30 protein-coding genes and 1 pseudogene are annotated in these 25,281 nt (G+C 38.2%); 29 read left to right on the plus strand and 2 right to left on the minus strand.

Annotated elements, in window-relative coordinates; genetic code table 11:
* Positions 1–274: 274 nt before the first annotated feature.
* Entirely contained in the window at positions 275–364 is a 90-nt protein-coding gene (locus MKY30_RS06280; protein WP_222595752.1) for a putative holin-like toxin, read from the minus strand.
* Positions 365–632: 268 nt separating this feature from the next.
* Here MKY30_RS06280 and dnaX point away from each other — a divergent pair, with 268 nt between their 5' ends.
* From dnaX to rsmI, 17 genes and pseudogenes are all read left to right on the plus strand, one after another.
* Positions 633–2,342 carry a DNA polymerase III subunit gamma/tau gene (dnaX, locus tag MKY30_RS06285; protein WP_341083136.1) on the plus strand — a complete coding sequence of 570 codons (1,710 nt, stop codon included), beginning with the start codon at positions 633–635 and terminating at the stop codon, positions 2,340–2,342.
* Between the two features lie 27 nt (positions 2,343–2,369).
* Complete coding sequence (locus MKY30_RS06290) at positions 2,370–2,684, plus strand: YbaB/EbfC family nucleoid-associated protein (protein ID WP_147212256.1); 315 nt, start codon at positions 2,370–2,372, stop codon at positions 2,682–2,684.
* Positions 2,685–2,779: 95 nt separating this feature from the next.
* Positions 2,780–3,376 (plus strand): recombination mediator RecR, encoded by a 597-nt coding sequence (gene recR, locus MKY30_RS06295; RefSeq protein WP_147212255.1) that lies wholly within the window; start codon positions 2,780–2,782, stop codon positions 3,374–3,376.
* An 85-nt stretch (positions 3,377–3,461) separates the two neighbouring features.
* A complete protein-coding gene (locus MKY30_RS06300) occupies positions 3,462–3,674 on the plus strand; it encodes a YaaL family protein (protein ID WP_147212254.1) in 213 nt (70 codons plus the stop codon).
* Between the two features lie 207 nt (positions 3,675–3,881).
* Complete coding sequence (locus tag MKY30_RS06305) at positions 3,882–4,145, plus strand: pro-sigmaK processing inhibitor BofA family protein (protein ID WP_147212253.1); 264 nt, start codon at positions 3,882–3,884, stop codon at positions 4,143–4,145.
* Between the two features lie 115 nt (positions 4,146–4,260).
* Positions 4,261–4,458: a sigma factor G inhibitor Gin gene (locus tag MKY30_RS06310; RefSeq protein WP_077602824.1), complete on the plus strand. Its 198-nt coding sequence runs from the start codon at positions 4,261–4,263 to the stop codon at positions 4,456–4,458.
* Between the two features lie 98 nt (positions 4,459–4,556).
* On the plus strand, positions 4,557–4,697 hold the full coding sequence (locus tag MKY30_RS06315; RefSeq protein ID WP_186813717.1) for a hypothetical protein: 141 nt from the start codon (positions 4,557–4,559) through the stop codon (positions 4,695–4,697).
* Between the two features lie 269 nt (positions 4,698–4,966).
* A complete protein-coding gene (locus MKY30_RS06320; RefSeq protein WP_341083138.1) occupies positions 4,967–6,388 on the plus strand; it encodes an aminotransferase class I/II-fold pyridoxal phosphate-dependent enzyme in 1,422 nt (473 codons plus the stop codon).
* Positions 6,388–7,073 (plus strand): annotated as a pseudogene (tmk, locus tag MKY30_RS06325) (dTMP kinase). The gene MKY30_RS06320 and the pseudogene tmk overlap by 1 nt, the downstream one beginning before the upstream one ends.
* Positions 7,042–7,371, plus strand: a complete 330-nt coding sequence (locus MKY30_RS06330) for a cyclic-di-AMP receptor (protein WP_040977662.1) — start codon at positions 7,042–7,044, stop codon at positions 7,369–7,371. The pseudogene tmk and the gene MKY30_RS06330 overlap by 32 nt, the downstream one beginning before the upstream one ends.
* Before the next feature lie 35 nt (positions 7,372–7,406).
* Positions 7,407–7,838: a YaaR family protein gene (locus MKY30_RS06335; RefSeq protein WP_147212251.1), complete on the plus strand. Its 432-nt coding sequence runs from the start codon at positions 7,407–7,409 to the stop codon at positions 7,836–7,838.
* An 89-nt stretch (positions 7,839–7,927) separates the two neighbouring features.
* On the plus strand, positions 7,928–8,917 hold the full coding sequence (holB, locus tag MKY30_RS06340; protein ID WP_156988835.1) for a DNA polymerase III subunit delta': 990 nt from the start codon (positions 7,928–7,930) through the stop codon (positions 8,915–8,917).
* A gap of 4 nt (positions 8,918–8,921) precedes the next feature.
* Positions 8,922–9,746, plus strand: coding sequence for a PSP1 domain-containing protein (locus MKY30_RS06345; RefSeq protein WP_147212250.1), 825 nt, complete (start codon positions 8,922–8,924; stop codon positions 9,744–9,746).
* A gap of 12 nt (positions 9,747–9,758) precedes the next feature.
* Positions 9,759–10,121, plus strand: a complete 363-nt coding sequence (gene yabA, locus MKY30_RS06350) for a DNA replication initiation control protein YabA (RefSeq protein ID WP_147212249.1) — start codon at positions 9,759–9,761, stop codon at positions 10,119–10,121.
* 336 nt (positions 10,122–10,457) lie between these two features.
* The gene (locus MKY30_RS06355) at positions 10,458–11,198 is read left to right on the plus strand and encodes a tRNA1(Val) (adenine(37)-N6)-methyltransferase (protein ID WP_341083147.1); all 741 of its coding nucleotides are present in this window, start codon (positions 10,458–10,460) and stop codon (positions 11,196–11,198) included.
* On the plus strand, positions 11,191–11,466 hold the full coding sequence (locus MKY30_RS06360; protein ID WP_147212247.1) for a GIY-YIG nuclease family protein: 276 nt from the start codon (positions 11,191–11,193) through the stop codon (positions 11,464–11,466). The genes MKY30_RS06355 and MKY30_RS06360 overlap by 8 nt, the downstream gene beginning before the upstream one ends.
* A complete protein-coding gene (rsmI, locus tag MKY30_RS06365; protein WP_341083148.1) occupies positions 11,463–12,344 on the plus strand; it encodes a 16S rRNA (cytidine(1402)-2'-O)-methyltransferase in 882 nt (293 codons plus the stop codon). The genes MKY30_RS06360 and rsmI overlap by 4 nt, the downstream gene beginning before the upstream one ends.
* A gap of 98 nt (positions 12,345–12,442) precedes the next feature.
* Here rsmI and MKY30_RS06370 read toward each other — a convergent pair whose 3' ends face one another.
* Entirely contained in the window at positions 12,443–12,718 is a 276-nt protein-coding gene (locus tag MKY30_RS06370) for an AbrB/MazE/SpoVT family DNA-binding domain-containing protein (protein WP_077602833.1), read from the minus strand.
* Positions 12,719–13,297: 579 nt separating this feature from the next.
* On the opposite strand from MKY30_RS06370, the gene metG reads away from it, so the two are divergent.
* The 12 genes from metG (at position 13,298) to MKY30_RS06430 (ending at position 25,277) form a co-directional block, all read left to right on the plus strand.
* Positions 13,298–15,313, plus strand: a complete 2,016-nt coding sequence (gene metG, locus MKY30_RS06375; RefSeq protein WP_147212245.1) for a methionine--tRNA ligase — start codon at positions 13,298–13,300, stop codon at positions 15,311–15,313.
* A gap of 351 nt (positions 15,314–15,664) precedes the next feature.
* Positions 15,665–16,432 (plus strand): TatD family hydrolase, encoded by a 768-nt coding sequence (locus tag MKY30_RS06380; protein WP_147212244.1) that lies wholly within the window; start codon positions 15,665–15,667, stop codon positions 16,430–16,432.
* 36 nt (positions 16,433–16,468) lie between these two features.
* The gene (rnmV, locus tag MKY30_RS06385; protein ID WP_341083153.1) at positions 16,469–17,035 is read left to right on the plus strand and encodes a ribonuclease M5; all 567 of its coding nucleotides are present in this window, start codon (positions 16,469–16,471) and stop codon (positions 17,033–17,035) included.
* Positions 17,028–17,912, plus strand: coding sequence for a 16S rRNA (adenine(1518)-N(6)/adenine(1519)-N(6))-dimethyltransferase RsmA (gene rsmA, locus MKY30_RS06390; RefSeq protein ID WP_341083154.1), 885 nt, complete (start codon positions 17,028–17,030; stop codon positions 17,910–17,912). Before rnmV ends, rsmA begins: the two co-directional genes overlap by 8 nt.
* A 206-nt stretch (positions 17,913–18,118) precedes the next feature.
* Positions 18,119–18,994: a sporulation peptidase YabG gene (gene yabG / locus MKY30_RS06395; protein WP_341083156.1), complete on the plus strand. Its 876-nt coding sequence runs from the start codon at positions 18,119–18,121 to the stop codon at positions 18,992–18,994.
* Between the two features lie 310 nt (positions 18,995–19,304).
* Positions 19,305–19,568 carry a biofilm formation stimulator Veg gene (gene veg / locus MKY30_RS06400; RefSeq protein ID WP_147212240.1) on the plus strand — a complete coding sequence of 88 codons (264 nt, stop codon included), beginning with the start codon at positions 19,305–19,307 and terminating at the stop codon, positions 19,566–19,568.
* A gap of 149 nt (positions 19,569–19,717) precedes the next feature.
* Positions 19,718–19,894 carry a small, acid-soluble spore protein, alpha/beta type gene (locus tag MKY30_RS06405; RefSeq protein ID WP_077602839.1) on the plus strand — a complete coding sequence of 59 codons (177 nt, stop codon included), beginning with the start codon at positions 19,718–19,720 and terminating at the stop codon, positions 19,892–19,894.
* A gap of 382 nt (positions 19,895–20,276) precedes the next feature.
* Entirely contained in the window at positions 20,277–21,134 is an 858-nt protein-coding gene (gene ispE, locus MKY30_RS06410; RefSeq protein ID WP_147212239.1) for a 4-(cytidine 5'-diphospho)-2-C-methyl-D-erythritol kinase, read from the plus strand.
* 65 nt (positions 21,135–21,199) lie between these two features.
* Positions 21,200–22,018 (plus strand): pur operon repressor, encoded by an 819-nt coding sequence (gene purR / locus MKY30_RS06415; protein ID WP_147212238.1) that lies wholly within the window; start codon positions 21,200–21,202, stop codon positions 22,016–22,018.
* A 400-nt stretch (positions 22,019–22,418) separates the two neighbouring features.
* A complete protein-coding gene (gene spoVG / locus MKY30_RS06420) occupies positions 22,419–22,712 on the plus strand; it encodes a septation regulator SpoVG (RefSeq protein WP_077602842.1) in 294 nt (97 codons plus the stop codon).
* An 801-nt stretch (positions 22,713–23,513) separates the two neighbouring features.
* Positions 23,514–24,512 (plus strand): FecCD family ABC transporter permease, encoded by a 999-nt coding sequence (locus tag MKY30_RS06425; protein WP_371863313.1) that lies wholly within the window; start codon positions 23,514–23,516, stop codon positions 24,510–24,512.
* 3 nt (positions 24,513–24,515) lie between these two features.
* Positions 24,516–25,277 (plus strand): ABC transporter ATP-binding protein, encoded by a 762-nt coding sequence (locus MKY30_RS06430; protein ID WP_341083160.1) that lies wholly within the window; start codon positions 24,516–24,518, stop codon positions 25,275–25,277.
* Positions 25,278–25,281 lie beyond the last annotated feature (4 nt).

Genomic DNA, 25,281 nt, shown 5'->3' on the forward strand with positions numbered 1-25,281 from the left:
TAAGAACGCCCACGTCCTGTGGACAACACAGAAGCCACCACATCCTGCGGAAGTCCGTCGGAAAAAGCTAGTCGCCTTGGACTTCTTGGTCCTATTTATCGGACTTTTTGAATACGTACTTATATAAACGCATAGTATATAATATTGAAAAGGGCAGTATGTATGAGCATACTACCCTGACAATACACACAGTTATTTCTCTCCATCAGAGAGGGAAGGCTGTTTTAAAGTGACGAATGAAGCCACCCTATTTGCCGGCAAGCTAAGGGTGGTTTTACTTTTGGTCTTTGTCGTGAAATGAAAGAATGGCAATAATAAGCATGCCAAAGCTGATCATTAAAGACAGGGCGTCAAAAGTAGCCATAGGCATCACCTCCTTCCATATAGGAGATGCTACCTTCCACCGTTAAACTTTTTACTGTGTATATCATAGTGTATTATACCATAATGGGAACGTTAGTTCTATAATTTCGATAAAGCTTCTTTATTCTTTATGAAGGAATTCTCTAAAATTCAATTTTTTTAATAATTATTTAAACATAAATTACTTCCAGATAATCTATTTCTAAGGTTTTCATCCAGGCCACTAATCGGGTATAATAGAAACGAGACACATAAGGGGAATCGAAATCATGAGTTATCAAGCTTTATACCGCGTCTGGCGCCCAAGAACATTTGAAGATGTTGTAGGACAGCAGCATATCACGAGAACATTACAAAATGCCATTACACAAGATAAATTCTCACATGCTTATTTATTCTCTGGTCCAAGAGGGACAGGGAAAACAAGTGCTGCAAAGATTTTTGCACAAACGATTAATTGTGAGCATGCACCCGTAAAAGAGCCATGCAATGAGTGTGCGGCATGCAGAGGTATTCAGGATGGCTCTATTTCCGATGTCATTGAAATTGATGCGGCATCGAATACAAGTGTCGATGATATTCGTGATATCCGGGATAAAGTGAAGTATGCACCGAGCTCTGTACCTTACAAAGTGTATATCATTGATGAAGTGCATATGATATCTGTCAATGCCTTTAACGCGCTTCTGAAAACATTGGAAGAACCGCCGAAACACGTTGTATTTATCCTTGCAACAACTGAACCGCATAAAATACCATTAACGATTATTTCCCGTTGCCAGCGTTTTGATTTTAAACCAATTTCCAATCAGGCAATTGTGGAAAGAATGCAGAAAATCATGAACGCCGAGAATATTTCTGTTACGGATGAAGCTTTAGAGTCCGTTGCATTAGCAGCAGAAGGCGGTATGCGTGATGCATTAAGTATCCTGGATCAGGCTATCTCCTATAGTGAGGAACAGGTAGAGCTGGAGGATGTGCTGGCCGTAACTGGCGGCGTATCTCAAGAGGTTCTCACCAATATCGTACGTGCAATGATACAGCAGGATGTGCAGACTGTACTCAGCGGATTGGATCAGATGATTCAAACAGGAAAAGATCCAGGGAAATTTGTACAGGATTTAATATACTTTATGCGTGATTTACTTTTATATAAAAGCTCGTCAGGATTAGGGGAGCTATTAGAGCGGGCTGTTGTCAATGAAGCCTTTGAAGAATTGGCTAAGCAGATTACAAATAACTGGATTCAACGCTCCATTATTGAATTGAATCAATGTCAGCAGGAAATGAAATGGTCCAACAGCCCAAAGATTTTTATTGAGGTAGCATTGTTATCCATTACAGATCAATTTGGAAAAACGCAAGGAGCGGGGCAGATCCAGTCTGAAGCTGTGGAGCAATCAGATGCTGTTCTAAAGCTTCAGCAAAAATTGCAGGCAATGGAGAAGGATATAGCGAAATTAAAAGAAGCACCGCTGCAGCATCAGGAAGCTGGAGGAAGCGCACCTGCAGCTGAGAGGCGCCGTCCCGCTTCCAGAAATTCACGAAACACATATAAGATTCCATTTGACCGGATTCGTGATACACTAGGAAAAGCAGAGAAAAAAGAGCTGAAGGATGTGCATGCACAGTGGGCAAACTTCTTAAGCCAATTAAAAACAACGAATGCCCCGGCGCATGCAACTATTCAGGACAGTAAGCCTGCCGCAGCATCAGCAGATACACTTATTGTAGCGTTTAAATATGAAATTCATTGTTCTTTATTCCTTGATCATCGGGAAATGGTAGAATCGATATTAGGGAATTTAGATAAGCATCGCACGATTATTCCGATCCCTGAGAAAGAATGGAATGACCTGCGCAGTGAATACATCCAAAAGCAGGAAAAGCCTGATGAACAGAAGGAGCAGGAGGGGGATCCTCTTGTAGACGAGGCACGAAAGCTCTTTGGTGATGATCTTTTAGAAATTCATGATTAACATATACATTTAAAGGAGGTATTTTCCATGAAGGGAAATATGAATAACATGATGAAGCAAATGCAGAAAATGCAGAAGAAAATGATGCAGGCACAGGACGAATTGCATGAAATGTCCTTTGAAGCAACTGCAGGCGGCGGTATGGTAACTGTCCGTGCAAATGGAAAGAAAGAAATTGTTGATGTAGAGATTAAAGAAGAGGTTGTTGATCCAGATGATATCGAAATGCTGCAGGATCTTATTGTAGCAGCAACAAATGATGTCTTAAATCAAATTGATGAAAAAACAAATGCAACAATGGGACAATTTACAAAAGGATTGAATATGCCAGGAATGTTCTAATTCCTTTCTAATTTGAAAAGTAAGGCGTCTGGCTTCTTTGCCAAGGCGCCTTACTTTTCCCTTAAAGTGATGTTTTTATAGGGAGGTAAGAAAATATGTATTATCCAGAGCCGATAACTAAGTTGATGGACAGCTTCTCCAAATTACCAGGAATTGGTCCAAAGACGGCAGCACGTTTGGCCTTTTTTGTTTTAAATATGAAAGATGATGATGTAATGAATTTTGCCAATGCCTTAGTTCATGCAAAACGTGATCTTACCCATTGTTCGGTTTGTGGACATATTACGGATCAGGACCCCTGCGCTATTTGTCAGGATACTAGCCGGGATGGGTCTATTATTTGTGTTGTCCAGGATCCGAAAGATGTTATAGCAATGGAAAAAATGAAAGAATTCCGCGGCAGATATCATGTGCTTCATGGAGCTATTTCTCCGATGGACGGAATTGGACCGGAGGATATCAACGTACCGGATTTGCTTAACCGCCTGAAGGATGAAGAGGTAGAAGAGCTTATCCTGGCAACAAACCCGAATATTGAGGGAGAAGCAACAGCAATGTATATTTCCCGTCTGATAAAACCTTCTGGAATCCGTACAACGCGTATTGCACATGGATTGCCTGTCGGCGGAGATTTAGAATATGCTGATGAAGTGACATTGTCAAAAGCATTAGAAGGAAGAAGAGACGTCTAACTTTTTTTCTAATCATCTATGGAGAGTGAAAAATAAAAGCTTCATAGTATGAAATTTCATTTTATAATAGGGTTTGGTGGAGAGTATGGCAAAGAGATTAAAGAAAAAAGATATGGATCAGGAGCTTCTGAATGCTTTATATCAGGTTGAAGGGGAATGGAGACAGCTTCAGGATTTTGTACGAAAAAGTATCGACCCCTCGCGAAATGGTATGCAGGAGAAACTATTAGCGAAATCTAAATATCTGATGCTATTAAGAGAAGCCCGGATTCGCAATGTAAAAGCTAATCGGTTTTAAAAATAATATATAATTTTTACGAAAGAATCATGTATGTTTTAAACTGCCTGGTTCTTTTTATTGTCCGCTCTTGCTGAATCCAGAAGAAAATCTCCAATGAATCTTAGAAATTCTCAAACGGATTCAGCCACTCTGAAAATCTGTTCTAATCGCTGTTGGACAATCATAGAAATATGTTAAAGCGATGGAAGGAAAGTGGGGAGAGGGATGAGTTCAACACTATTTATTGGGATCATTATCGGATTAATTATTCTTTTATTTATCGTAGGAGCACCGGTGAAGCCTATGAAATATATTGGGAAAGCAACAATCAGGTTAGGTATAGGCGCATTGCTGCTGTTTTTCTTAAATGTGTTCGGAGGAGCTATCGGCCTGCATATTCCCATTAATCTATTTACTGTTCTGGTATCTGGATTTCTTGGTGTATTTGGTGTCGGTTCCCTTGCGGCTATTCATCTATTTATTCTTTGAAATGCTGTTTAGCCATTCTTGTATTTCATTCACTAGTAAAGCTGATATATAATATATTTTTTTATGTATAGCATCCGTTAGATTAGGAGATACTAGTTTTAACGGAGGTGGAGAAATGAAACAGCAAAAAGTTCAAGAATATGAGTATTGTGGAATTTGCGAGGAACCAAAGGAAAACGGTATTCATTTGTATTCCATGTTTCTATGTTCAGATTGTGAGCATAATATGATCCATACAGAGCCAAGGGAAGAAAAGTATCAATACTATCTCTCAAAGTTAAAAAATATTAAACAACCAAAATTACACTCTTAATATAATCCCCTTTTTAACAAGTCTTTGCATGCAAAGGCTTTTTTGTTAGCGTAAAATATTAAAGAGAACATCTTCCATTTGAGAGAAGGTGGACAATAATGACTTGGGATAAGATTTTAGGCGCGATATGGTTATTAATCGGTTTGATAGTTGTAGTAAGCTTAATGAAGATGAATAAGAAAAAAGGGGAGATTTCTGCTTTTTTAGGATATGTCAGTATGGCTGTTCTAGTAGAATAGAGTTTAATTGGATGCTTTCTTTACTATTTTATACTGTTCTATACTATTTAACTTTATTGCCTTAATTTTAGCTATGAAAATAAATAGGTAGTATACAGCTGAACATTCTAATTAGCTCAATGAGGTAGTATGTACCAGGCAAAAATATAATACCATCTGTACTTCTTTTTCCTATTCTGCACCTGGTTGTTATAATAGAGAAAGGTAAACAAATCAATTCCTAAGAATTGGTTTGTTTATTTATATACAAACAGAAATGAGGCAGGAAAATGGATCAACAGCGCATACCATTAGCAGAGCATTTACAAATATTTGCAGACAGCAACCCAATCTCTTTCCACGTTCCAGGTCATAAACATGGACAAATTTTTTCACCTGCATATAAAGCAGATTTCCAGCAGATGCTCCGCTGGGATGTGACAGAAATCACTGGGATGGATGATTTACATGCGCCCACAGGTATCATTGCAGAGGCAGAAAGACTAGCAGCGGATTTTTTTAAGACAGAGCACACCTTCTTTCTTGTTGGCGGGTCGACAGCTGGAAATCTGGCAATGATTCTTGCAACGTGTAAGCAGGGGGAGAAGATCCTTGTACAACGTAACTGCCATAAATCTGTAATGAATGGGTTGGAGTTAGCTGGAGCGAAGCCTGTTTTTCTTGCGCCGAATTGGGACGATAATGTTAAAAGGTATACAAGCCCAAGCTATGAAACCGTGGAAGCAGCAATAGAGCAGCATCCAGATGTGCAGGCGTTAGTACTTACCTATCCGGATTATTTTGGACAGACCTATAATCTAAAAAAAATGATTGATAAAGCACATCAATATAATATCCCTGTGCTAGTCGATGAAGCACATGGGGTTCATTTTGCATTAGGAGATCCCTTCCCAGCTTCAGCAATTCAATTAGGGGCGGATGCGGTTGTTCATTCTGCTCACAAAATGGCTCCGGCAATGACAATGGCTTCTTATTTACATATTGTGACACCGCGTATTGACACCACCCGGATTGCTCATTATTTACAAGCTATCCAGTCGAGCAGTCCTTCGTATATATTAATGGCTTCTTTAGATATGGCTAGACATTTTTTAGCAAATTTTTCAGCAGGAGAACGAATAAAAGTGATAAAAAGTGTCGAATATGTGAAGACTTTATTTTCAGCCTTTCCTTTTTGGGAGGCTGTTCCCTCCGGTGATCCATTAAAGCTGACGTTCCACGTGAAACATTCTTTTTCGACAAGGTCTGTTGTGAACTTGCTCGAAAAAGCAGGGATTTTCCCAGAGCTTGCTACAGAGGAGCAAATTTTATTTATCCATGGACTTGCACCATTTGAGCAAATTGAAATGTTAGAAAAAAGGTTGAAAACAATAGAGCATCCGTTAAAAAAATCAGTAAATCGTGCTACAATAGAGAAGATAAATCTTTTCCCTGATAAGATTCAGGAATTAGATTTGTCTTACCAGGAAATGAACAATTATACAACGTATCTGGTCCCGGTGAAGGAAAGTATTGGAGCAATAGCTGCTGAAGCGATTATACCTTATCCGCCTGGTATTCCTGTCCTTTTAAAAGGAGAAAGGATTAAACAGGCGCATATAGCACATTTAGAAAAATTAGTAGAACAAGGTGTGAGGATTCAGCATAGGGACTCTGGTGTACGCATATATAGGAATAAAGGGGAACGATGATGACAAATGGTTTGTTTATAACATTTGAAGGCGGCGAGGGAGCCGGTAAGACCACAATTCTAAACCAAGTTTATGAAGAGCTGACAGGAAGAGGATTTGAGGTTATCAAGACAAGAGAGCCAGGCGGTATTCGTATCTCTGAAAAGATTAGAGATATTATTCATGACCCTCTTCATCTTGAGATGGAGGAAAGAACAGAAGCATTATTATACGCAGCAGCAAGAAGACAGCATCTCGTAGAAAAGGTTTTCCCTGCGTTAGAAAAGGGGAAAATAGTATTATGTGATCGTTTTGTGGACAGCAGTCTGGTTTACCAGGGATATGCAAGAGGCATCGGCGTAGATGAAGTATTTGCTATTAATCAATTTGTGATTCAGGATTGTATGCCGGATATAACGCTCTTTTTTGATATTGATCCTAAAAAAGGACTGGAGCGCATTTCGGCAAATGCTGAAAGAGAGAAAAATCGTCTGGATTTAGAAACGATTGAATTTCATGAGAAAGTCTATGAAGGCTATCAGTTAATTAAATCTCGTTTCCCGGATCGTTTTCAAACTGTGAATGCTGACCGCTCACGTGAGGCCGTCTATGAAGATGTGCTGGAAAGAATTATTACTTTTTTAAATAAATAAGTCAAAAGGGGCTGATCAATCATGAAATTAATTATAACTGTGATTCAAGATAAGGATTCCAACCGCCTGGTAAACGCATTAGGTGAAAATAAATTTCAAACAACAAAATTAGCTACAACAGGCGGATTTTTAAAAGAAGGTAATACGACACTAATGATTGGTTGTGAAGACGAATATGTGAATGATGCCCTTGAAATCATTCGCGATAACTGCTCACATCGTGAACAGATGGTTGCGCCAATTTCTCCAATGGGAGGAAATGCAGATTCTTATATTCCAAAACCAGTTAAGGTGGAGGTTGGAGGAGCTACTGTGTTTATCCTGCCTATCGAATCCTTTTACCAATTCTAAAAAAACCATTTTAATAAAACGGGAGGGGGAGAACAATGAAAATCTCGAGTGATATATTAACACCAAGAGACGGCAATCTGAAGCGGCCTTCACAAACAAATAATGCTTCTTTTCAAAATCTTGTTCAAACCCAATCGGAACAGCTGAAGACACAGGAATTCACTCAAATGGTGAAGCAGATAACCGAGCAGGGTGATAAGCTGAGCCGGTATCGTTCCTTCCGTGAGTTAGTCAAATTCAAGCGAATGGTAAAGGGATTTCTGGAAAAAGCGACATCAGAAGGCTATCTTCTGGAGAAAAAACAAAGCTTCGGCATGCAGGGAAGCAGACAATTATCTACAGTGAAGATAATTGATGAAAAAATTGCCAAATTGGCGGAGGATTTAATGGATGAAGAAAAGAAAACCATTGATATTCTTGGTTTAATTGGAGAAATTAAAGGTTTGTTAGTTAATATTTATACATGAGCTAAGCTCTTTTGAGGAAGAGCTTAGCCTTTCATAGAGTTGATAGAATAGGCGTTAATAAGCTCATCTTTAAAGGTGGAAGTAAAATGATGAAGACATGGGAAGAGATTGAAAAAATACAGCCTGTAGCAAGTAGGACTATTATTAATAGTATCAAGAAAAATCGTATCTCCCATGCCTATTTATTTCAAGGAGATAGAGGAACCGGCAAAAAGGAAATGGCATTACTTCTGGCAAAATATTTATTTTGCATGAATCGGCAGGGAGTAAATCCATGTAACAGCTGTATCAATTGCCAGCGAATTGACTCTGGTAATCATCCGGATATGCATTGGATTGAACCAGATGGGGCCTCTATTAAAATAGAGCAGGTACGTAATTTGCAGAAGGAATTTACGTATTCAGGACTGGAATCAAACCAGAAAGTTTATATTATTAAGGATGCGGATACATTAACAGTCAATGCGGCTAACAGATTATTAAAATTCTTAGAGGAACCGAGTGTAGAGACAACTGCGATGATGCTCACAGAGAATGGTCATGCGATGCTGTCTACTATCCGGTCACGCTGTCAGATTATTGATCTGCAGCCTCTTTCACCAGGTATATTACAGGAGAGATTGCAGAAAGAGGGCTTAGGCGAGGCAGATGCTAAACTTTTAAGTGTACTGACAAACAGTCTGACAGAAGCACTTGAACTTGCCCAAGATGATTGGTTTGCAGGTGCGAGAAAAATAGTGATACAATGGGTAGAAATGTATACTACACAACCTGAGGATGTTTACACATATATTCATCAAAATTGGATACCTCATTTTAAAGATAGAGACAATCAAGAACGAGGTCTGGACTTATTAATACTAGGATTTAAAGATATCTTACATCAGCATATATACACAGACGCCAATACGATACTGTTATCCAATGATCCATCTAAATTAGAAAAGATGATCATTACTTTTTCTCAAGCCCAGCTGTTAACAATCTTAAATCAGATTTTAATGGCAAAAAGAAAATTAAAGGCAAATGTTCAGCCAACATTGGTTATTGAACAACTAGCGCTTCAAATACAGAGGTGAAAAAATGTTAGAAGTTATTGGCGTACGATTTAAGAAAGCTGGTAAAATCTACTACTTCGATCCAGATTCTTACCCGGTAACCCCAGATAGCTATGTTATTGTGGAGACGGTAAGAGGGATAGAATTTGGAAAAGTAGTCATTACGGAAAAACAGGTTGATGAAGAAGATGTAGTTTTACCTTTAAAGAAAGTAATACGGGTCGCTGGAGAAAAGGATAAGCGAACCGTTGTGGAGAATCAGGAACAGGCAAAAAAAGCCTTTGACGTGTGTACCACAAAAATTAATCAACATAAACTGGATATGAATCTGGTAGATGTAGAATATACTTTTGACCGCAATAAAATTATTTTCTATTTTACAGCTGACGGAAGAGTAGACTTCCGGAATCTTGTAAAGGATCTTGCATCTATGTTCAAAACACGTATTGAACTTAGACAAATTGGAGTCAGGGATGAAGCAAAAATGCTGGGCGGAATTGGCCCGTGTGGGCGTATGCTTTGCTGCTCCACTTTCTTAGGAGACTTTGAGCCGGTGTCTATCAAAATGGCAAAGGATCAAAATCTTTCTTTAAATCCGGCAAAAATATCCGGTTTGTGCGGAAGGTTAATGTGCTGCTTAAAATATGAAAATGATGCGTATGAAACAGCAAAAAGAGATTTACCTGACATTGGAGAAACGCTGCCGACACCTCATGGAAAGGGTAAGGTTGTCGGTTTAAATATATTAGAAAAAATGATTCAAATTGAACTCTTAGATAAAGAACGTGTTGTGGAGTATACATTAGATGAATTAATTGAAGAAGGAATTGTAGCACAAGTCACAGAATAGAGGTGATCATTCGTGGGAAACAGAGAAATATTTGATCAAGTTTCCGATATGGAGAAGCAAATTGGTGAATTATATGAGCAGTTAGGTGATTTAAAAGGAAAGCTAAGTGATTTACTTGAAGAAAATCATCGGTTAGCTCATGAAAATCACCATTTGCGTAATCACCTAGATAAATTTACGGAAGAATCTGTGGAAAACCAGGAAGAAAAAGGTGATTCTAAACAACAAAAGGGCATCTTCCCAGGAGAAGGCTATGATAATTTAGCCCGGCTGTATGAAGAAGGCTTCCATATTTGCAGTTTAGAATTTGGCAGTCCGAGAAGAAATGAAGATTGTATTTTCTGTTTGGATTTCTTTGATAAAACGAAGCTTTAATCATTGGGAGTTTTTGTTCTTTTCCCAATGATTAAAGAACACAAGCTAATGTCTTCGCATCCTGGGACTGGGACTGGGACTGCGATTACTCGCCCCATCGAGGATATTTGCGAAAACGCTTGTGTGACCAACATCGTGTTGGTCCAAGTTAATCAGGAGATGAAGTGACCGTTTTCCCCATGGATGTTTATTATTACTTCTATATCAAATAGGGGGAATTACGTTCACTCATGCTGTGGAAAACGAAAAAAGTGTATCGTATTGGGTGCTGTCTTCCTATGGAGGCAGCTCTTTTTATGATAAGCTTTAATGAGAAGATGAGGATGTGATGAACCAATGATCGATCTATATGATGATGAGCGCCTGGATTATTTGCTTGCAGATGAAACGATGAAAATTATACAAAGTCCGACTGCTTTTGCTTTTTCATTGGATGCGGTCTTATTAGCTCATTTTAGTGCAATCCCTAAAAAAAGAGGAAAGATTCTTGATTTATGTACGGGAAATGGCGTTATTCCTTTACTTCTTTCTAAAAGGACAAGTGCTGAAATTATCGGTGTTGAGATTCAAAAACGAATTTTTCATATGGCTCAACGAAATGTCACTTTAAATGATTTAAATCATCAATTACGAATGATTCATGGAGACCTGAAGGAAATGCAGACAACTCTTGATCAAAGCTCATTTGATATGGTTACAGTTAATCCGCCATATTTTAAAACACCGTCGTCTACGGAGCATAATCAAAATGAATACCTTACTATTGCCAGACATGAACTTTACTGTTCATTGGAGGATGTTGTGAAAGCCTGTAAACTTTATGTCAGACCCGGCGGAAAAGTAGCTATGGTGCATCGCCCTGGACGTTTAGTTGATATCATAGAACAATTTAGAAAATATCGTATTGAGCCGAAGCGTATACAATTTGTTTATCCAAAACAGGGAAAGGAAGCGAATATGCTCTTAGTTGAGGGGATACGCGATGGAAAAGCAGACGTGAAAATTCTGCCGCCATTCTATATTTATGAACAGGACGGTTCTTATACAAAACAGGCAGGGGAAGTTATATATGGCTAGCGGAGAACACTTGGTATATGTTTTAAAATGTCAGGATGGGACATTATATACTGGATATACAAATGATTTAAAACACCGGATTCGTATGCATGAAGAGGGAAAAGGAGCAAAATATACAAGAGGCAGAGGCCCATTCGAAATTATTTATACATATGGATTTGAAAATAAATCAGATGCTATGCGCGAGGAATATAGAATAAAAAAATTATCTCGTCGAGAAAAATTAGAACTGATTCAGACTCATGAGAAAGGAGTGTGTGATGAATGAATATTCAAAACAGCTATCAGCCTGAGGAACATGCAGCATTATACGTTGTCCCGACACCTATCGGAAACCTGGAGGATATGACTTTTCGGGCTATCCGGATTTTAAAGGAATGTAAGCTGATTGCTGCGGAGGACACCAGAAATACGAAAAAGCTGCTTCATTATTTTGAGATTCATACACCTCTTATCAGCTATCATGAACATAATCATCAGGAAAGAGAAAAACAGCTTTTAGATAAGATACGTAATGGTGAATCAATTGCTGTTGTGAGTGATGCCGGAATGCCGGCAATTTCCGATCCTGGCTCAGAGCTGGTTCAGGCAGCTATCAGGGAAGGCCTGGATGTTATTGTTTTACCGGGTGCAAATGCAGCACTTGTTGCACTGGTCGGGTCTGGTTTACCCGCACAACCTTTTACCTTTTACGGTTTTCTTCCCAGGAAGAAAAAAGATAAAAAAGAAGCATTAGAGAAATTGAAAAATTTGAATTCTACTTTAATTTTTTATGAGTCACCTTATCGTATAAAGGATACTTTAGAAACCATGGAGGGTACTTTAGGTAACAGGCAAGCGTCTATAGGTAGAGAAATCTCTAAGAAATTTGAAGAATTTGTTAGAGGAACCATACAAGAACTTTTTTCATGGAGTAAGAAAAATGAACTGCGTGGAGAGTTTGTTATTGTTATAGAAGGACAAATGGAGACATCTTTCGACAAGATTCAACAGGAATTGAGCTGGTGGGAAGCCTTATCCGTGAAAGAACATGTAGAAGCATTGATGAAAAATGATAATTTATCCAGCAAAGAAGCAATTAAGCAGGCGGCAGTAGAACGTAAATTACCAAAAAGAGAAGTCTATCAGAGCTACCATATTGATTAGCCGCTTCCATTAGGCTTTATAATATTAATGAATACGAAAAAGGGATGGCCTCTTCTAGTACAGAGGTCATCCCTTTTTCGCCTTTTAAACAACTATTATTATTTAAAACGGTTTTGAATTTCTTCAAGCAAAATTTTAGCGCCTTCAGGGCTTAGAATAAGGTTTCCATCAGCTAAAGTCTGGTTTTCATCTGTTAACTCTCCAGTAATTTGACAAGTCATGTTTGGACGGTATTTCTTCAATACAATACGGTCGTTATCAACGTAGATTTCCATTGTATCCTTTTCTTTAATATCCAGTGTACGGCGTAATTCGATAGGAATAACCACGCGGCCAAGCTCGTCAACTTTGCGTACAATACCAGTAGATTTCATTTTTTCATTCCCCCAGAAGTAGATTTAGTAGAGTTTTTCCGAATAAACGAACTATGCATTTTTCAAATAATGAGATAACTTGAAAAAAATGTCGCTGTTCGTCGTTGTTAATAACATTAGAATAGCAACAATATTTGGTATTGTCAATACAATTTTACTGTAAAAGGAAAAGTTTTATCTCTTTTTTATAAATATTCAGGTTTTTGTTAAATTTCTATCGCTATTAAGTAAGAAAGTATCATTTTTTGTGAATTAATTTCTAATGAAATGGATATATTTCCTTTGTATGGAAGGAAAGTATATCTGCAAAAAATTCGACATAAATCTAAATTATCCATAAAGAACAAGTGAATAGGTACACAATTTGGCAAATTACGATATAATAGCTACAATGGAAGTTGACATTTTTATATTTACAGTGTGATATCATAAAAAAATATATAAAATAGCCAATCAATAAGAGATAACTTTGAATCTTTTACGGATGAGATGGCAATGCTTGTTTCAAAGCATGTATCATCTTCACAGTATTCCGCTATAAGATTTTTTTAAATAGGAAAAATTTAGGAGGCATAACGAATGGGAAGCAAAAATACTTTTTACATTACAACGCCAATTTATTATCCAAGCGGGAAATTACATATTGGTAATGCGTATACAACAATAGCTTGTGACACGATGGCGAGATACAAGCGCATGCTTGGGTTTGATGTGTTCTATTTAACAGGAAGTGATGAACACGGGCAAAAAATTGAGCAGAAAGCGGCTGAAAAGAATATATCACCTCAGGAATATGTAGATGAGATGGCAGCTGGCATGCAGGATCTGTGGAAGACACTTGAAATAAGTAATGATAAATTTATTCGCACAACAGATGAACAGCATCAGAAGGTTGTGGCGGATATTTTTGAGCGTTTTCTAAAACAAGGTGATATTTATCTTGATGAATATGAAGGATGGTATTCTGTTCCTGATGAAACCTTCTATACAGAAACACAGCTTGTAGATATTGAGAAAGACGAAAACGGAAAAGTTATCGGAGGAAAATCACCGGATAGCGGACATCCAGTTGAATTGATTAAAGAAGAATCTTATTTCTTCCGCATGAGTAAATATTCAGATCAGCTATTGAAGTACTATGAGGAGCATCCTGACTTTATCCAGCCGGAATCCCGTAAAAATGAAATGATTAATAACTTTATTAAACCAGGTCTTGAGGACTTGGCAGTATCCCGCACAACATTCAGCTGGGGAATTAAAGTTCCAAGTAATCCGAAGCATGTTATTTATGTATGGATTGATGCATTAGCTAACTATATTACAGCTTTAGGATATGGTACAGAGGATGATGCTGCTTTCAAAAAATATTGGCCTGCAGATGTACACATGGTTGGAAAGGAAATTGTTCGTTTCCATACTATTTATTGGCCAATCATGTTGATTGCCCTGGACCTGCCGCTTCCTAAAAAAGTTTTTGGACATGGCTGGTTACTGATGAAGGACGGAAAAATGTCGAAGTCCAAAGGAAATGTTGTATATCCGGAAATGCTCGTGGAGCGTTACGGTTTAGATGCTTTGCGCTACTATTTAATGAGAGAAGTTGCTTTCGGCAGTGATGGTGTCTTCACTCCTGAAGATTTTATTTCCAGAGTGAATTATGATTTGGCAAATGATTTAGGAAACTTATTGAACCGTACTGTAGCAATGATTAACAAATATTTTGACGGAAAGGTCCCTGCTATAAATGGTGTCATTAATAAGGAAGATGCTGATTTACAAGAAACAGCAGCATCGGTTATCCAAGCTTACCAGGAAGCCATGGATCAAATGGAATTTAGTGATGCATTGAAAAAAGTATGGACACTGATTTCCAGGGCTAATAAATACATTGATGAAACACAGCCTTGGATTCTTGCTAAAGATGAAGAAAAACGTACAGAATTAGCAAGTGTCATGGCACACCTTGCAGAAACATTACGTGTAGTTGCAACTATGCTGCAGCCTTGTTTGACACATGCACCGAAGAAAATAATTGAGCAGCTTGGTTTAGATGAAGAAAGCGGATTGTCTTGGGAAAAGATTCAATTTGGCAATTTCCCGGAAGGCATTACTGTAGTGAAAAAAGGAAAACCAATTTTCCCACGTTTAGATGTCGAAGAAGAAGTAGAATATATCCGTTCACAAATGGGTGGAGCGGCTGCATCTGACGAGGAAGAAGAAAAAGATTGGGATCCAAATGAAACAGAGCTTGTTTCCACAAAAGAAAAACAAATTAAATATGATGTATTTGATAAAGTAGAGTTGAAGGTAGCAGAAGTGAAAGCTTGCAGTAAAGTTGAAGGTGCAGATAAGCTATTGAAATTCCGCCTCGATGCTGGAGATGAAGCTGATCGGCAAATTTTATCAGGAGTTGCGGAGTACTATCCGGAACCGGAAAAACTGATTGGTAAAAAGGTTGTTATTGTAGCTAATCTGAAGCCGCGGAAAATGCGTGGTGAAATAAGCCAGGGAATGATTCTTTCCGCAGAAAAAGACGGGAAATTAGAAATTGTTCCAGCGCCGGAAAGTGTTCCAAACGGATCACCAATTTCTTAAAATATTGGACGATTTCAAGAAAATATATAGTATAGGAGCTGTCATCATGTCAGCTCCTTCCTTTTCGATATAGGGGAGATCAAAAAGTCCAATAAAAATGACATTTCGAATTTCTGTGTTGGCGTGTTTTTTTCGATGGGACTGCGATTACTCGCCCCACCAAAAGCGTTACTCACGTATCTAATAATATAGAGGATCTTCTGTTAAGACCGTCCACATCCTGTGGACAACACAGAAGTCACCACATCCTGTGGAAACCCGTTCGAAAAAAAACGCCGCCTTGAACTTCTTGGTCCTTTTCATCGCACTTTTTGAATTGCATTATAAGATCAAAAAAAAAGGATGGTTAAGATGTTATTTGACACACATGTTCATTTAAACGCCAGACAGTTTGCTGAAGACAGAGAAGAGACAATCCAGCGGGCAAGAGATGCAGGTGTAGAGTATATGGTTGTTGTCGGCTTTGACCATGAGACTATTCCGCTGGCTATTGAAATTGCAGAACAGAATAAGAATATTTATGCAGCAGTTGGCTGGCATCCTGTTGATGCCATTGATATGACGGATAAAGAGCTGAAATGGATTGAAAATCTGAGCGCACATCCTAAAGTGGTGGCAATTGGTGAAATGGGACTGGATTATCATTGGGATAAATCCCCAAAAGATGTGCAAAAGAAGGTCTTCCGTCAGCAAATAGCGCTTGCTAAAAAAGTGAATATGCCTATTATTATTCATAATCGGGAGGCAACGGAGGATATTATAAATATCCTGCAGGAGGAGAATGCAGAGGAAATCGGCGGTATTATGCATTGTTACAATGATTCTGTCGATTATGTCCAGACCTGTCTGGATATGAATTTTTATATTTCATTAGGCGGTCCGGTAACATTTAAAAATGCTCCATTACCAAAGGAAGTAGCGAAACAGGTGCCTTTAGACCGCCTGCTTATTGAAACGGATGCTCCATTTCTGGCACCTCATCCATATCGCGGAAAGAGAAATGAACCAGCTTATGTCGCGCGTGTAGCAGAGGATATTGCTGCATTACGTGAAATGGGTGTGGATGAGATTGGAAAAATAACAACAGAAAATGCAAAACGATTTTTTAAAATTAAGTGATTTCTAAGGATCTTAGAACAAAGTGGAGGAAATCGATTGAAAATAAAAGAAATGATAGTTGTAGAAGGGCGAGATGACACGACACGCGTTCAGCTTGCTGTAGATGCTGATACAATAGAGACAAATGGTTCAGCAGTTAATAAAACAACCATTGATAAAATCCGTCATGCCAAGGAAAAGCGCGGAGTTATTGTTTTTACCGATCCTGATTATCCAGGTGAGCGGATCAGACACTTAATCAACCAGGCTGTACCTGGCTGTAAGCATGCTTTTTTAAGAAGAGATCAGGCAAAAGCAAAGCATTCTGAAAATAAGAGCCTGGGGATTGAACATGCTTCTGTAGAGGATATCCAAAAGGCGCTCGAGGATGTTTATGAGCTTGCAGATTTTTCGGATAGTGATATTACCAAAGAGGAACTTATCCATTATGGATTAATCGGAGGTGAAATGGCTTCTGGACGCAGGAAACGTCTTGGTGAGCTTTTGCATATTGGTCATACTAATGGAAAGCAGCTTTTAAAGCGCCTTACCCAATTTCAAATCTCCAAGGAACAATTTAAAGAAGCTGTTGAGCGTATAGAGCAGGAGGAGAAAGATGCCTAAAAAATATATTGCAACACCGTCGAGAACAAAAGAACTGCTGAACAAATATGGTTTTGCATTTAAGAAAAGCTTAGGACAAAATTTCTTAATTGATGTCAATGTATTAGAAAATATTATTCATCAAGCAGGAATTACAAAGGAAACAGGGGCAATTGAAATTGGCCCTGGAATGGGTGCTTTAACAGAGCAATTAGCTATTCATGCGGATCGGGTAGTTGCTTTTGAAATTGATCAGCGTCTATTGCCTATTTTAGAAGAGACTTTAGCGGACTACGATAATGTTGAAGTCATTCTTGAGGATATTTTAAAGGCAGATGTAGATGAGGTAATTAGAAAGCATTTCGAGGAAGGCCAGGATATTCATGTGGTTGCAAACCTTCCTTACTACATCACGACGCCAATTCTTATGAAGCTTGTTCGTGACAGGCTTCCGGTTACAAGTCTTACAGTAATGATTCAAAAAGAAGTAGCGGATAGAATGGCAGCTGTACCAAATACAAAAAGCTACGGCTCTCTCAGTATTGCTGTACAATATTATACCGAAGCCAAGGTTGTTTTGAACGTGCCGAAGCAGGTATTCATGCCGCAGCCCAATGTAGATTCAAGTGTTCTGAAGCTCGTTATGCGCAAAGAACCGCCTGTTCAGGTGGATAATGAAGACTTCTTCTTTGAACTTATTCAAGCAAGCTTTGCGCAGAGAAGAAAAACACTCCGGAATAACCTGAACAGATTTTTACAAGAAAAATTAGAAAAGCATCAAGTGGAAGCACTCCTTGAAGAAGCGTCAATTGATGGCGGCAGACGCGGTGAAACATTGACAATAGAGGAATTTGCAGATTTAGCTAATATTGTTTATAAAGAGATTCAAAAAAGCTAATCAGAAGATGACATCTTTTGATTAGCTTTTTATATAGGTTATATAAGGGAGAAAGGAACAGAGCTGCACTTTTTTTCATACAATGAGAAAGAAATAAAGTGAAATTCATTCAGTTGAACCAATCGGGCTTATATTGGCAGTTAATGACTTCATACTTCAAGAATTTACTGCCGGTTAAACTGCGATAAAAGGTGAGAGGTGCAGTGATGGATATACAGAATGGAGCGTTAGTAACAAGGAAATCATATAATCACGACTTATTATTTCGTGTGGCAGAAATAAAAAAAGGAGTGGCTATACTTCATGGTGAAGAGTTAAGGTTAAAAGCGGATGCGTCTCTATCCGACTTAACCTTGGTAGATCAGCGGGAACATAAAAAAAGACTAGACGCAGATAGAGAAAAACAGGAATTTTCCTATCGTTTATTTCGTCAGGACTATCAAATGATGAAAGAAAAAAGGAATTATGAAGCAACAGAAGGCTATACGGATGCTGCTAATTATTTTCAATTGCCTGCAAAAGTGCTTCATATAGATGGAGACCCGTCTTATTTAAGAAAATGTATCCAATTATATCAGCGCATTGGACTTCAGGTACATGGTGTTCATCTGGCGGAAACAGAGATGCCATTTCAAATAAAGGATTTACTGGAGAAAATCCAGCCGGATATCATGGTAATCACTGGCCATGATGCTTATTCACATAATAAAGGAATGAAGCATGATATAAGTGCTTATCGCCATTCAAAATATTTTGTAGAAGCTGTACGAGAAGCGAGAAGTAATTATCCTAATCTGGATCAGCTTGTTATTTTTGCCGGAGCTTGCCAATCACATTTTGAATCATTAATTCGTGCCGGTGCAAATTTTGCCAGTTCGCCATCCAGAGTCAATATTCATGCGCTGGATCCGGTTTATATTGTTGCGAAGGTAGCATATACCTCTTTTATGGAAAGCGTATCTGTCTGGGAAGCACTCCGTAATACATTAACTGGCGAAAAAGGATTAGGAGGCGTACAAACAAGAGGATTATTACGAACAGGCATGCCTTACCTGGCTCATGAAAATGAAGATGAAATATAATATGAAATAATGCTTAAAAAAGGGAGTTGTTGGGCTAATTGGTATGCTTTTATTCCTCCTTCTTTCCACTGAAAATAAATTAATAATTAGATCATTCAGATTAGTTGTTTTTTAATTGTTTTTATAAAATCAGCCCATTATGCATTTTTTTGTGACAATTTATGTATAAAAATAGAGATACGACAAATAATATCAGAAATAGACATAAATAATAGTTGACAAGTAAAAACATATGCTGATATAATTATAATTTTTATTTGACTTTTCATCGGCGTATATGTTAAAATAAGTATATGTGAGGTGGAGTGTAGTGGGCAAAACGTTGATCGAAATTAAGCAAGGTCTAGATGGTCAGGTAGGTAAACGGTTAAAGCTCAGAGCGAATGGTGGAAGACGGAAAACCGTTGAAAGATGCGGTGTTCTTGCGGAGACATATCCCTCTGTTTTCATTGTTGAGCTTGACCAGGACGAGAATGCATTCGAACGTGTTTCATACAGCTATACAGACATATTGACAGAAACGGTAGAGCTGAATTTTGTTGAAGGAAGTTCAGCGATAATTTTTAAACAGTAGACAAGTATCTGGTCTACTGTTTTTTTTATGCAAAAAAAGGGCAGGAAATGGTTTTGCTGGTTAATACTTGTGAGAGTGAAGAAGGTAAAAATACATAAGCTATGATTGCCGATCGAGAAATATATTCATTCGTAAAGGGGAGCTTTTACATGGGTAGACGAGGGATTATGTCAACACAGATGAAAGAAGAAATAGCGAAAGAATTAGGATTTTACGATACGGTACAGCAGGAAGGCTGGGGAGGAATAAAAGCCCGTGATGCCGGAAATATGGTAAAAAGGGCTATAGAGATGGCAGAGGAAAGTATGAGAAAAAGCGAGTCCTAAAAAGGGGCTTGCTTTTTTTCATACCAATAATAAATTATGACCAAAAGTATTTTGCAGATTCCACACCTTTTCATACAAGATTAGCCTCAGTGTTTTGATTATGATACAATAAAATATATTTTTAAGAGGAGGTTCAACAAGTCTGATAAAAATGATACGTCGAATTTCTGTGTTGACTAGCATTTTCCGATGGGACTGCGATTACTCTTCCCACCAAAAGCGTTACTCACGTATTATAAGCATACGCTCCGTTCGGAAAACGCTAGTCGCCTTGAACTTCTTGGTCCTATTTATTGGACTTTTTGAACACGAACTTTAAGGGACGTATATATATGATTTTAAATAGGTGAACGAACGAATTTCCAACGCTTTGAGGATGTGAATGAAGATGCTTGTAATGGAGAAGGCACCTGCTAAGATAAATTTGTCATTAGATGTATTAAATAAGCGGGAAGACGGATATCATGATATTGAGATGGTAATGACGACGATTGACTTAGCAGATCGTTTAGAATTGCGGGAATTACCTGCAGATAAAATTCAATTGTCGTTGGAAAGCCGTTATGTACCAAGCGATGAAAGAAATTTAGCATATCAAGCAGCGGTTTTATTTAAAGAGACGTACAAAATAAAAAAAGGTGTCCATATCCGAATTGATAAATCGATTCCTGTTTCAGCAGGATTAGCCGGAGGCAGTGCGGATGCAGCAGCGGTTTTACGAGGACTCAATAGATTATGGGGCCTGGATATTCCATTAGCTGAATTAGCTGATCTGGGATCTGAGTTAGGAGCGGATATTGCTTTTTGTGTTTACAGTAAAACAGCAATAGCAAAAGGATATGGTGAGTGTATTGAACTTTTACCTGCACCGCCTACCTGCTGGGTTGTTCTTGCCAGACCGGATATGGGCGTATCTTCTTATACTGTATTTGATCAGATTAAAATCCCTGAATTAAAGCACCCCAATACGAAGCAGATACTTGAAGCCCTGCATGAAGGGGATTTTTCGAAGCTTTGTAATCACCTCGGAAATGCATTGGAGCCAATTACTTTTTCTATGCATCCAGAGGTAGCGAGACTGAAGGAAGCTATGCAGCTTGCGGGTGCAGAAGGTGTGATGATGAGCGGCAGCGGGCCAACGGTATTTGGGTTATTGAAGCATCATCGAAAGGCACTCCGAATATATAACAGCATGCGAGGCTTTTGTAATGACGTGCAATTAATCCGAATGTTGGGATAAGCATTGCTAAAATTCATATGAAAATGCTATATTATATAAAGAACATTCGGATTTGAGGTGTGATTTTGAAAAGAAGTAATCGGTTGGTTGTGTTAACAGAGTATTTTTTAGAAAACCCGAGGAAACATATTCAATTGCCTTACTTTGTAGAGCTTTGTGATACAACAAAGTCATCAATAAGTGAGGATTTAGATATTATACATGAAGTTTTTGAAAATAAAGGTCTAGGGTATTTAGAAAGAACTACTGGTGCAGGCGGAGGTGTAAAGTATATTCCTACAAGCTCAGCTGAAGCCAGTAAGGAGTTTATATCATCCCTTCAAAAAAAGCTAGAAGACCCTTCCAGAATTCTCCCTGGAGGATATCTTTATATGAGTGATATTCTTGGTGATCCGGTTCTGGTCCGGGAAATCGGCCGTGTTTTTGCCTCTTGCTTTGCTCATTTAAAGATTGATGCCATCGTAACTGTCGCAACAAAAGGAATTCCTTTAGCGTATGCAACAGCATCATTTTTAAATGTCCCTGTTATTATAGCGCGCAGAGATCCAAAAGTAACAGAGGGGTCATCTGTAAGTATCAACTACGTTTCCGGATCGTCCCGAAAAATACAGACAATGGTATTGCCAAAACGAAGCTTGCCTGATGGAGCCAATGTATGTATTATTGATGATTTCATGAAAGCTGGAGGAACCATTACAGGTATAAAGAGTCTTTTAGAAGAGTTTTCTGCAACGGTACAAGCTGTCGGCGTGTTAGCAGAAGCAGATGATGAAGAAGATGAAAGAGTAATTACAGATTATATTTCATTATTAAAAATCTCTCCGGTTGATATACAGAATCATCAAGTTTCTGTACAGCCGGGAAATTATCAAATGGAAACCTGATATAGAAATGTCAGATAAAAACAGATCTTCAACTGTCTATCAGTCAAGGATCTGTTTTTATTTTTTGGAAGGATAATGTATTTCATTGGGAATAATACATTCGTAACTAGTTAAATTGTAATAATATATTCATATAAATTATAAATGATAATAATATCCAATACCTGGGATATTTGATTTTTCTTAAAAAGGCTAAAATCTGATTGTTTTCGTCACTGTAAGAAAAAGGTGGATAATAATGACTAGATATGTCGAAAGGAAATGTAATTATAGGTACACGGAAGAATAAATTTAAAATATTTTATTTTTTTGGTATTTTTAAGAAGGATTTTTGTAATTTATGTTGAAGTACATAAGTATGAATAATGATTTTTGATTAGGACAAAGGTGGTGAAACATCATGGAGGTAACAGACGTAAGATTACGCCGCGTAAAAACAGATGGAAGGATGCAGGCTATTGCTTCAATCACATTAGATAATGAATTTGTAGTCCATGATATCCGTGTCATTGACGGGAATAATGGACTATTTGTTGCGATGCCTTCAAAGCGGACGCCAGATGGGGAGTTCCGAGATATTGCTCACCCAATTAATTCTGGAACACGCTCAAAAATTCAAGAGGCTGTTTTAGGGGAGTATCAACGTGAAAAAGAAGAAGGACTAGACTATAAAGAAGAAGCAGGCGTTTCCTGAAGTGACACTAGAGGGCGATTAGACGAGAAGGCAGAAATCTGGATAAAGATTTGCCTTCTTTTTCTGTGCATCAGACTATTTCAGGTATCATGCAGAATAATTTAGCGGCAGGGTCAACTATCTGCTGGCCGAGAAAAGTATTAAGCAGGATTAGCAGGATGTAGAAGCAGGTGTATTAGATGTTTATCTTTTTTGGTGGATTACCAATCAGGATAAATGTATGGACCTGGGAATCTTTTTTTATTTATTGCTAAAATCTGGAAATTAATATTGTAATAAATTCAGTGAAAGCTGAGGTTTCATGGAGTAAAAAATGGAGCCTCAGTTTTTTTGTTCGAAGTTATAAAGCTAATGGTCAAGCACTAGTTATTCAAAAGAAAGTATTAAATTGTTACTATAAATCAATTTCTGTTTACAGTTGTGTTTCGTATCAAACCACTAGAAACAAGCTCTATACAACAAGCTTTTCTACAAACCTTCTCCATTTCAAATATCCTTTCCTTATCAGGTTTTCATTAAATGCCCAAACCAGGACTGAATATTATGAAAGGCCCAGCGGCACAGTGTAAAAGGTCTGAACATTCTATGTAAAATTTGGAATAATTTATCATATTAAAATGAATATATAAAAAACAGATTGCCAAAATAGAATCCTTAATCTATAATGAAAATGATTCTCATTATCAATTAGGTGGATGGGAGGTGGGAGGTGAAAATTTGAATACGGAAAAAGGCAGCAGTGTCAGACAAAAGCAAGTTTTTTATGTGTTTGCGTTGATTTTTCTTATCTGCGCTATCGCAATTACTGCAGTTTATTCGGTCTCCATTGGACAGGTTTCCATTCCGTTTCAGCAATCTATGCAGATTGTACTACATACCATTACTAACGGGCATTTGGGATCTTTAGATCAGGTGGAGAGTGATTCATATACCAATATTATTATGCAAGTGCGTATGCCTCGCGTTGTCTTCGCCTTACTCATTGGTATGGGCCTTTCTTTGTGCGGAGTGGTAATGCAGGCTATCGTGCAGAATCCGCTGGCTGACCCCTACATACTCGGGATTTCATCAGGAGGTTCATTGGGAGCTACCTTTGCTATCCTTGTAGGGTTTGGCAGCGGAACTGTATTGTCACAGTTTGGTGTGGCATTTGGTGCCTTTGCCGGAGCGATGGCTACTTCTATTCTTGTTCTTGTATTGTCAAGTATTGGCGGCAAGGTGACTTCCATAAAATTAGTATTGTCCGGTGTAGTTATCGGTGCTTTGTGCAGCTCCTTATCCAGCCTTGTTATTTTCTTCGCTAATGATGCAGAAGGAATCAAGAGTGTGACTTTCTGGACAATGGGAAGTCTGGCATCCTCAAGCTGGAGCAAGGTACCAATTATGGCGATTATTGTCCTGGCCGGCTGTTTTCTCTTTCTTTTCCAGCATCGTGTCTTAAATACGATGTTATTAGGTGACGAATCAGCGATAACTTTAGGGATTAACTTAAGTGTGTTTCGTAAATTATATATGATCATCGCAGCGTTGATTACCGGTACAATGGTTGCCTACTCTGGGATGATAGGGTTTGTCGGTTTGATCATTCCGCACATATGCAGGGGTTTGTTTGGCTCAGATCATAAACGGCTAATGCCGGCATCATTGCTCTTAGGCGGTCTTTTCCTTATGTGGGCAGATGTACTGTCAAGAGTGCTGGTAGAAAATGTAGAGCTTCCTATCGGGATTCTCACTTCGGTGATTGGGTCTCCGTTATTTATCTATATGATTGTGAAAAAAGGCTATAATTTTGGAGGGTAGTATATGCAGCTGGTAGTAGAAAGTCTGGAGACAAAATTGGGAAAAAAGGAAATTGTTAAAAATATTTCACTGCTCGTCGATAATCAGAAGTTTGTAGGCGTTGTAGGACCGAATGGCTGCGGGAAATCAACCATGCTGAAAAGCATTTATAAAAGTCTCCCTCCACATAAAGGGACAGTTGTTTTAGGAGATATTGACGTTTTAAAAACATCTCAAAAGAAGATTTCTCAAAAGCTTGGTGTGGTTGGCCAGTTTAATGAAATGCATTTTGATTTAACAGTAGAGCAAATGGTGCTGCTGGGGAGAACACCTCATAAGAGATTATTAGAGGTGGATAATCAAGTGGATATAGATATTGTTGAAGATGCGTTGAGACAAACCAACTTGTTGGATTATAAAGATAGAAGTTATTTGTCCTTATCAGGTGGGGAGAAGCAGCGAACGATTTTGGCCCGTACGATTGCACAGCAGCCGCAATTTATGATTCTGGACGAACCAACCAATCATCTGGATATTCGTTATCAACTGGAAATTTTACAATGTGTTAAGAAATTAAATATAGGTGTCCTGGCGGCTTTGCATGATTTAGAGACAGCGGCCCAATATTGCGATTATCTCTATGCGATGAAGGGCGGCAGAATCTATACGTCTGGAACACCGGAAGAGGTATTAACACCAGAAACGATCAGTGAATTATACCAAATCAAATGTGAAACATATAAAAATCCGATAACAAATCAGCTTGGATTTGTTTATCAAATATAACAGG

The organism is Oceanobacillus sp. FSL W8-0428 (assembly GCF_038004405.1).
In the GTDB taxonomy this organism is placed as follows: Bacteria; Bacillota; Bacilli; order Bacillales; family Amphibacillaceae; genus Oceanobacillus; species Oceanobacillus sojae.